The organism is Moorena sp. SIO3I6 (genome assembly GCF_010672095.1).
In genome coordinates, this window is sequence record NZ_JAAHHU010000227.1 from 1 (window position 1) to 8,120 (window position 8,120).

The following is an 8,120-nucleotide window of genomic DNA, read 5'->3' on the forward strand; positions in this document are numbered from 1 at the left end:
GAAATTGCTACCAGAGAAATTTTAGTAGATTGGCAGCAACAGTTTCCCCAAGCTTTGTTACTTCAAACCTTCACCAAGCCCATTTTTGGGAAGCCTACGTTCTTTTTTGAAATCATTGAGCGCCGCTTTCAGGCCAAGGGCTTTGGAGAAGGGAATTTTCGTGCTTTGTTTGAAGCCATCGAGCGGGAACAGAACAAGCGAGGAGCTTTAGGAACTGGTGAATTATCCAGGTGAATTCAAGCTATTCCAGCTCGATCCCTTTTTCCTGCAATTTGGCTAAAAGGGCTTGCATCTGTTGTCGTTCCTGAGCCAACAAGGCTTCAGCTTGCTCTGCTCTCGATTCAGCTTCTTGCTTCCCTTGGGCTAACTCAAGATAGGTAGCAAAAGGCTTGCCATCCGGTCGATAGATCTGGAGTTGTGTACCACTCATATCAAACCGAATCCCCAATCTCGGACTCACCCAATCGCTGATCGAGTCAATCACCTCTAACTTACCCTGATTACGCAGCCAGCCACTCAAGTCCACTTTATCTGGGTCATAGAGATAATACTCTTCAACCCCATAGCGGTCATAAAATGCCAGTTTTTTGGCCATTTCGGTGAGGGTGTTTCCTGGAGAGAGTATCTCAAACACCACTTGTGGGGGGATATTATCTTCTTTCCACTGTAGATAGGAACTACGATCACCTTTGGGTCTACCAAAGATCACCATCCCATCAGGAGCAGTACAAATTTTATTATTGCCTTCTACGGGATACCACAGTAAGTCTCCTACCACCAAGACATTAGGGTCATCCTGAAACAGGGCATCTAAACCGCCTTGAATTGTGACAATCCAGCGAAACTGTTTAGTATTGTCTGACATCGGTTTTCCATCACGTTCGGGGTAGATGACGTCTAGTTTAGTCGGAGAAGATAGGGGTGCAACCATTGCTTGACCTCTGTTATAGTGTTCAGATTCTTGACGGTTGACGGTTGAGTGTTAAAGGTTTTGGAAAAACCCATCAACTATTATTTCTTCCAAGGAAACTTGGTACCCATCTCAGTTAGAGCAGAAAATACTAGATACAGGATGAGTAGACCAACAGTAGCTAGAAACAAAACGATATCATTATCCATAAAATTAAGGGAATCGGGAATCGGGAATCGGGGAGAAGAATTTAGGCCAATATAACCAAAAAATTAGTTGATATAATTATACTAAATAAAGACTCCCTAGCATTCAGCTGTATGCTGAATGCTTACACCACTAATGAAGCTTCCTGTTCTCTTCAACAGATAACAATTGGTCAAGCCAACCCTGAAACTCTTCTACAGAAGCAATAGTAATTCCTTGTCGAAGCAAAGTTTTCAAGACAGAGACCGACTTAATCTGGTTAATTGTCTCAACCAACTCCCTTGGCAAATCCTCAAATCGTACCTGAAGCACTTCCAAAAGAGTCTCTCGACTAGTTTGGAGAATGCCTTCTTCCATCCCCTCTTTACGAGCAAGGCGCTCTATACTGGTAACATAGGGCATTGTGCTTTCTTCCTCAAAACTGCTGTTCTTGCTCAAGAGACAGCAATTGGTCAAGCCAACCCTGAAACTCTTCAACAGAAGCAATAGTAATTCCTTGTCGAAGCAAGGTTTTCAAGACAGAGACCGAGTCAATCTGGTTAATTGTCTCAACCAACTCCCTTGGCACATCCTCAAATCGTACCTGAAGCACTTCCAAAAGAGTCTCTCGACTAGTTTGGAGAATGCCTTCTTCCATCCCCTCTTTACGAGCAAGGCGCTCTATACTAGTAACATAAGGCATTGTGCTTTCCTCCTCAAAACGTCTGACTTGCTGTTTAAACCCAATCTGAAAGCTATCCGGTAATGTCATCATCCAGTCGATGAGCCGGAATAATTCTAGGATATCTTGTCTACTATACCCTCGTTGATAAAGACTCTTGGCAATGCTTAATTTGCCCTGATACCGTCCCTCGGGATTTTGAACAGTTTGCTGAGTGGTGCGATGTGCAGCCACAATCACAGCAAAAGGATTAGTGCTTTGTTCTAGTTTAGACAGCTGATAATCTAACAGCTTAGCTACTGGAAACTGCAATAAAACTCGACAACCCCAAATCTCGTAATTGTATTCAGTTGGTCGCCAAGACTCTTCATCATCAGCGAGAACAGCTAAACTGACTACCTTCCGTCGATACATATCAAAGATGCGATAGTTGTAGACGTACATCCTTTCCGCAAAGACTGACTGAGCCTGACTCTGTACTTCCACATGAATCAGTACCCACGTTTCTTCACCGTCTTGTCGCCAAACTTTGACCAGTTTATCGGCTTCCCTGCTGCCAATTTCTGCATCTCGAGCCACCTGTTGGAATTCTGTATCAAGAAATTCATAGCCTCTTTCCCAGTCAATGTTACGGTCAATCTCGGGAAAAAAGAATGCCATGAAGGATTCAAAATAGATGGAAAGCGCTTCTTTCCAGGGATTATCGTAATCGGCTCTTGGATTGGTCATTGAGTATGATCAAGCTGAATTATGCTATCTTAGCAAAGCCCTTGTCAGCCAATTCCTGTTTAACATTTTTAAAAAACGTTGCAGACGCGATCGCAAAGCGGTTCCAAACGAACTTCGCAAAACGGTTCAAAAGGAACATCCCTAAACCGGTTCTCATAATAATAAGGTACACAAGATTGTTTCCCGATTCCCGATTCCCGATTCCCGATTCCCGATTCCCGATTCCCGATTCCCTCCTAAACCCTCAAACGCCTTTCAATCCCATTTTCCCAACAATCACACATCTCCTGAACTGTCATCTCAATCACACACTGACCATTTCCTACCAGTACTCGTAAACCAGCATTTTCCCCTTGAACAACACCCAGTTGTTGCCAATATCCTTCATCCCCCAACTGTTGCTGTAGATAAGATTCCCAACTTGTTTCCTGTTGAGGACTCACAGAAACCAGAATCCGACTCCCCCCCTCACCAAATAGCACCTGATCCCAGCGCAGGTCTAACGACTCGGAGCTATAGCCTAGAGTAATGTCTGCCCCCAACTTACCTGCGATACAGGATTCAGCCAAAGCCACCACTAATCCCCCTTCAGCACAGTCATGAGCAGAATTTACCCAACCTTGACTGATACCCTCTCGCGTTACCGTTTGGATACGACGCTCTAAATCAAAATCCACTACTGGTGGCTTGCCCGCAACCATGCCATGAATAGTTGCCAGATACTCGGACGCACCTAATGTAATTTGGGATTTAGTTTGGGATTGACTATTTTCCCAGTATTTAGTCCCCAATCCTAATAAATAGATTAAATCCCCTTCAGCTTGCCAACCTTGACCACAGGTTTTAGTAATATCAGCAACTAATCCCACCATCCCTACCACTGGCGTCGGGTAAATCGACTGAGGATTGCCGTCACTATCAATGGTTTCGTTATACAAGGAAACATTCCCCCCAGTCACAGGAGTGCTCATTTCCCGGCAAGCCTCTGCTATTCCTGCACAAGCAGAGGCCAGTTGCCAGTAACCCACAGGCTTTTCAGGAGAACCAAAATTCAGATTATCGGTTACTGCCAAAGGTTCTGCACCCACACAGCTGAGATTCCTTGCTGCTTCTGCTACCACAGCCTTTGCCCCTTCATAGGGGTCAAGATAAACATAACGGGAATTACAATCCACCGTTGCCGCCACACCACCAGACGAGGTTACAGGTTGAAGGTTGGTTTCAGGTTGAAGGTTAGTAGGTTGAAGGTTAGCAGGTTGAAGGTTAGTTTCAGGTTGCAGGTTAGCAGGTTTAAGGTTAGCAGGTTTAAGGTTAGCAGGTTTAAGGTTAGTTTCAGTTGAACCTTGGCCTTTCGGCCACGCTTCGCGAACAACATTCAACCTGTCAACATTCAACCTTTCAACATTCAACCTTTCAACATTCAACCCTTGTGGGCGTAACCGAATCACCGCAGCATCAGCGTTTCCTGGCAAAATTAAGGTATTGTTCTGGACTTGGTGGTCGTACTGGCGATAAACCCAACGTTTCGACGCAATAGTTGGAGTATCTAGGAGTTGACCTAGGATGTCATTCCAACTGTAATGTTTGCCGTTAATGTCAATACCTTTAACATTACAGGGAGGGAGGGAATCCCCATGCCATTCCCAAGCCTGTAAAGCATAGTCTGGTGGTTCTGTCAATAGCTCCCGCTGATAAATTGGAGTATTATCGGCTAGAGCAGTAGCTGGGATTTCTGCTGCTACCTCTCCTTGGAACAAAATCCTGACCAAAGGTTCTTCGATTACCTTACCTGCTACCACAGCATGGAGTCCCCAACGGTGGAAAATATCTATCAGTTCCTGTTCTCGACCCTTGTGGGCAACAAACAGCATTCGTTCTTGGGATTCCGACAGCAAGTATTCATAAGGCACCATACCGGTTTCTCGCACTGGCACCAGGTCTAAATCGAACTCAATACCCAAGCCCCCTTTAGCTGCCATTTCTGAAGTCGAACAGGTTATCCCAGCGGCTCCCATATCTTGAGCAGCTACTACCGCACCGGTTTGAAATGCCTCAAGACACGCTTCAATCAAAGACTTTTCTAGGAACGGGTCCCCCACTTGCACCGCTGGGCGGTCATCTAGGGATTGATCCGTAAGTTCCGCACTAGCAAAACTTGCCCCTCCCATGCCATCTCTACCGGTAGTGGACCCAACATAGAGCACAGGATTTCCAACTCCAGAGGCTCCAGAGGTAACAATTTCTGGAGTTTCCATCAGTCCCAGAGCCATCACATTCACCAAGGGATTACCAGTGTATGCCCGGTCAAAGTAAACTTCACCCCCTACAGTAGGGACACCCACGCAATTGCCATAGTGACTGATTCCTGCTACTACCCCATTAAACAATCGTCTAGTGTTGGCATTATCCAAAGTCCCAAAGCGCAGAGAGTTTAAGACCGCAATCGGGCGAGCTCCCATGGTAAAAATATCCCGTAGAATCCCCCCTACTCCGGTAGCAGCTCCTTGAAACGGTTCTACTGCTGAGGGGTGATTGTGGGATTCGATTTTAAAGGCCAGTTGTAGCCCATCACCTAAGTCTACAACACCAGCATTTTCCCCAGGACCGACTAGAATACGTTTGCCTTCTGTGGGAAATTGCTTCAGTAGAGGACGGGAGTTCTTGTAGCAGCAATGTTCCGACCACATCACACCGAACATTCCCAGCTCAGCTTTATTGGGATGACGCCCTAGGCGCTGGACAATTTCTTCATATTCAGAAGGGGTTAACCCTTCAGCAGCAATCTCTTCTGGGGAAAAGGAGGTAGAGGAATTAGTGGGCATATCACTCTGGGCACAAACGGCACAGAGATTATTTTATAGAGTATTGAGCCAATTATGATCAATAGCCAGACTTCTTCAGCTCCTTTGGTTCCCGTCCTTGGGATTTTTGCGTGCGATCGCGAAGCGCTTCCAAAGGAACATCGCGTATCAGGTATCAGGTATCAGCTATCAGCTATCAGCTTTTAGTTTTTAGTTTATGCGCTACGCGCACGCTACGCTAACAGCTTATGTGCTACGCGCAGGCTACTTGAGTGGCTATTGGCCAACGGCTGAGCGCTGACTGCTGACCGCTGACCACTGACTTCTGACTTCTGACTTCTGACTTCTGACTTCTGCTATACCTTGCCAATTCCTTAGCCACAATAAAATCACCCACGTGGGTAATGTCTCCGGTCTATTCCCCGTATTACTGTATAAGCATAGCTGCAACTTACAATCTTATCACCCCTAAAAGCGCAGCTCTATCAATCTATCCATTAATCTATCCATTGGAGGCAAATCCATTATGTCTAGGAATTTCGATCATCTAGCATACTCTGTATCCACCCTAGTTTATCAATACAATTGCTATAGCCCAGACACAATCGAATACGTTTTATTTAATCAAGGACTCCTAGCCGGTCTCCAAAGACAAGCCGAAGCTAGCGACAGTCCAGTTTACTTAGAAGGGTATCAGATCGGACAGAGCTATTAAGTTGTTATCGAGGTTATCCACTTATGGCCTTGCACGCACTGGGGGGAATGCGCAGAGCAAGTCATGAATCGTAGGGTGGGCAGTGCCTACCAACGCGGTTTGCAAGCTTCATTATCTGTCTGGTGCACTGCCCACCAGAGCAATTAGCCTGCTTTTCCCCAGTCAATCCTGGATCAGACTACGAATTTCTCTAACTTGTTCGATATACTGCCCATCATTCCAAACTGGTACAACTCCTTCGTAAGAAATCGGTTCAACTAAATCAATCCATGAGCGACAGCCTCCGTACTCTTGGTGGTAGGGAGTGATCACAGGCTCAGGTAACTGATAAGTACGCAAAAGCAGTACATATAAAGGTTGACGTGGCTTCCACTTCCAACGCTCACTCACAAATTGTTCATTCCAAATATGATAGGGTAGCAGCGCAGCAACAGTGGATTGCTCCGTTACTGGCAAAATATCAGTAATAGACGCCCAGCTACCAATCCGAACAGTTTCCGGATGCCAACCTGAGGGCACAGGTTTCACAACTCCCCCATAGTCAGGTTTAAGCAAATTAGGCTTTTGATGCTCATAGGTAGGGTAGAGTAAAACCTTGTGGTGAGCCACACTGAAGCAGTTGCCCTGTTCACGAATACCGCCTTTGCGTAACAGCATAATCGTTTTGCCCGCTTCTAAGGCATCAACCGCAACAGCCCATTCTTTGAGGGCATGGGTAGTAGTTGAAAGCATAAATTTAGTAATGGGACTTTTCCAATAACAATAAGAGGTTTGCGTTTTCCTAGGATAGAATGCCAATATTACTCTCAGTAGGGAATAGGGAGTCGGGAGTAGGGAGTAGGGAGTAGGGAGTCGGGAGTAGGGAGTAGGGAGTCGGGAGTAGGGAGTCGGGAGTAGGGAGTCGGGAGTAGGGAGTAGGGAGTCGGCAGTGGCCTCCAGAAAATTGAATGTACCATCTGGCCATCTCCCCATCTGGCCATCTCCCCCACACTTCCCACACTTCCCACACTTCCCGCGCCCCCGCCCCACCCTCCCGATTCCCGATTCCCGATTCCCGATTCCCTGTTCCCTGTTCCCTGTTCCCTGTTCCCTTTGCTATACCAACCACCCATGAGTAATTCTCAAGCAAACAACCGTAAAACTATTAACAAAGTCGCTATTGTAGGAGGAACCCACGGCAATGAATTTACCGGTGTATACCTAGTCAAAAAGTTTGAGAAGTTTCCAGAATTAATCACTAGACCTAGTTTTGAAACCTTGACAAAAATAGGTAATCCCCAAGCCTTTCAAGCGGCTAGGAGATATATTGATACAGACTTAAACCGCTGCTTTGCTAAAAGTGACCTGGAAAATCCTGAGCTTTCTTTCTATGAACAAACCCGAGCAAAAGAGATGGCTACAACCCTAGGACCAAAAGGCAATTCCCAGGTAGATTTTATTCTAGATTTGCACAGTAGCAGTGCTAATATGGGGTTTACTATAATTCTCGTCAACAACGACCCCTTTAATTTGCAACTCGCTGCTTATCTGAGTTCCCTTGACCCCTTAGTTAGAGTTTTAAGTTCCATTGAACCAGGTAAAGAAAATCCCTTTCTAAACTCTCTATGTAATTTCGGGTGTTCTATTGAAGTCGGTCCCATTGCACCAGCTAGTCTCAAGGGCGCTATTTTTCAGAAAACTGAAGCCTTAATTCACGCCACGTTAGATTATATTGAAGATTATAATAACGGTAAACTATTATCAAACACTTATCCCCTTACCATTTATCACTATTTAAAAGTAGTTGACTATCCCAGAAACAAAGCTGGTGAACTAGAAGGTATGATTCATCCTGAGCTCCAGGGCAGAGATTATCAAGAACTCAATCCTGGTGACCCGATGTTTCTTACCTTCGATGGCACCACAATTTACTATGAAGAAGACGCCACGGTTTGGCCAGTATTTATTAATGAAGTTGCTTACTATGAAAAAGGAATAGCGATGTGTTTGACTAAAAAAGAAATACTTACTTAGTGTTTAGGGAACAGGGAACAGGGAACAGGGAACAGGGAAAGAGTGGGGAGATGGGGAGATGGGGAGATGGGGAGATGGGGAGAT

At 45.6% G+C, this 8,120-nt stretch carries 9 protein-coding genes and 1 pseudogene; 3 read left to right on the plus strand and 7 right to left on the minus strand.

What is annotated here, in order from left to right:
- Positions 1-234, plus strand: a pseudogene (locus tag F6K49_RS32070) (4-hydroxyphenylpyruvate dioxygenase); the annotation flags it as partial.
- 7 nt (positions 235-241) lie between these two features.
- Here F6K49_RS32070 and F6K49_RS32075 read toward each other — a convergent pair.
- The 5 genes from F6K49_RS32075 to F6K49_RS32095 all read right to left on the minus strand — a co-directional run bounded on the left by F6K49_RS32075 (position 242) and on the right by F6K49_RS32095 (position 5,758).
- Positions 242-931, minus strand: a complete 690-nt coding sequence (locus F6K49_RS32075; protein ID WP_293027020.1) for a Uma2 family endonuclease — start codon at positions 929-931, stop codon at positions 242-244.
- Between the two features lie 318 nt (positions 932-1,249).
- Positions 1,250-1,519: a hypothetical protein gene (locus tag F6K49_RS32080; protein ID WP_293027016.1), complete on the minus strand. Its 270-nt coding sequence runs from the start codon at positions 1,517-1,519 to the stop codon at positions 1,250-1,252.
- Between the two features lie 13 nt (positions 1,520-1,532).
- Positions 1,533-2,507 (minus strand): transposase, encoded by a 975-nt coding sequence (locus tag F6K49_RS32085; protein ID WP_293027013.1) that lies wholly within the window; start codon positions 2,505-2,507, stop codon positions 1,533-1,535.
- A 236-nt stretch (positions 2,508-2,743) separates the two neighbouring features.
- Positions 2,744-5,329, minus strand: a complete 2,586-nt coding sequence (gene purL, locus F6K49_RS32090; protein ID WP_293027010.1) for a phosphoribosylformylglycinamidine synthase subunit PurL — start codon at positions 5,327-5,329, stop codon at positions 2,744-2,746.
- A gap of 255 nt (positions 5,330-5,584) precedes the next feature.
- Positions 5,585-5,758: a hypothetical protein gene (locus F6K49_RS32095; protein WP_293103142.1), complete on the minus strand. Its 174-nt coding sequence runs from the start codon at positions 5,756-5,758 to the stop codon at positions 5,585-5,587.
- Between the two features lie 76 nt (positions 5,759-5,834).
- Between F6K49_RS32095 and F6K49_RS32100 the strand changes: the two genes are divergently transcribed.
- Positions 5,835-6,023 (plus strand): hypothetical protein, encoded by a 189-nt coding sequence (locus F6K49_RS32100; RefSeq protein ID WP_071105291.1) that lies wholly within the window; start codon positions 5,835-5,837, stop codon positions 6,021-6,023.
- Positions 6,024-6,185: 162 nt separating this feature from the next.
- On the opposite strand, the gene F6K49_RS32105 is transcribed toward F6K49_RS32100, so the two are convergent.
- Both F6K49_RS32105 and F6K49_RS32110 read right to left on the minus strand, forming a co-directional pair.
- The gene (locus F6K49_RS32105; RefSeq protein WP_293027044.1) at positions 6,186-6,755 is read right to left on the minus strand and encodes a DUF1802 family protein; all 570 of its coding nucleotides are present in this window, start codon (positions 6,753-6,755) and stop codon (positions 6,186-6,188) included.
- Positions 6,756-6,804: 49 nt separating this feature from the next.
- On the minus strand, positions 6,805-7,131 hold the full coding sequence (locus tag F6K49_RS32110) for a hypothetical protein (RefSeq protein WP_293103145.1): 327 nt from the start codon (positions 7,129-7,131) through the stop codon (positions 6,805-6,807).
- A 2-nt stretch (positions 7,132-7,133) separates the two neighbouring features.
- Between F6K49_RS32110 and F6K49_RS32115 the strand changes: the two genes are divergently transcribed.
- The gene (locus F6K49_RS32115) at positions 7,134-8,036 is read left to right on the plus strand and encodes an aspartoacylase (protein ID WP_293027000.1); all 903 of its coding nucleotides are present in this window, start codon (positions 7,134-7,136) and stop codon (positions 8,034-8,036) included.
- The last annotated feature ends 84 nt before the right edge of the window (positions 8,037-8,120 follow it).

Excerpts from the sequence above, each read along its gene's own strand:
- purL (WP_293027010.1), bottom strand. The coding sequence starts at position 5,329 with ATGCCCACTAATTCCTCTACCTCCTTTTCCCCAGAAGAGATTGCTGCT.
- F6K49_RS32085 (WP_293027013.1), bottom strand. The coding sequence starts at position 2,507 with ATGACCAATCCAAGAGCCGATTACGATAATCCCTGGAAAGAAGCGCTT.
- F6K49_RS32100 (WP_071105291.1), top strand. The coding sequence starts at position 5,835 with ATGTCTAGGAATTTCGATCATCTAGCATACTCTGTATCCACCCTAGTT.
- F6K49_RS32105 (WP_293027044.1), bottom strand. The coding sequence starts at position 6,755 with ATGCTTTCAACTACTACCCATGCCCTCAAAGAATGGGCTGTTGCGGTT.
- F6K49_RS32075 (WP_293027020.1), bottom strand. The coding sequence starts at position 931 with ATGGTTGCACCCCTATCTTCTCCGACTAAACTAGACGTCATCTACCCC.
- F6K49_RS32115 (WP_293027000.1), top strand. The coding sequence starts at position 7,134 with ATGAGTAATTCTCAAGCAAACAACCGTAAAACTATTAACAAAGTCGCT.
- F6K49_RS32080 (WP_293027016.1), bottom strand. The coding sequence starts at position 1,519 with ATGCCCTATGTTACCAGTATAGAGCGCCTTGCTCGTAAAGAGGGGATG.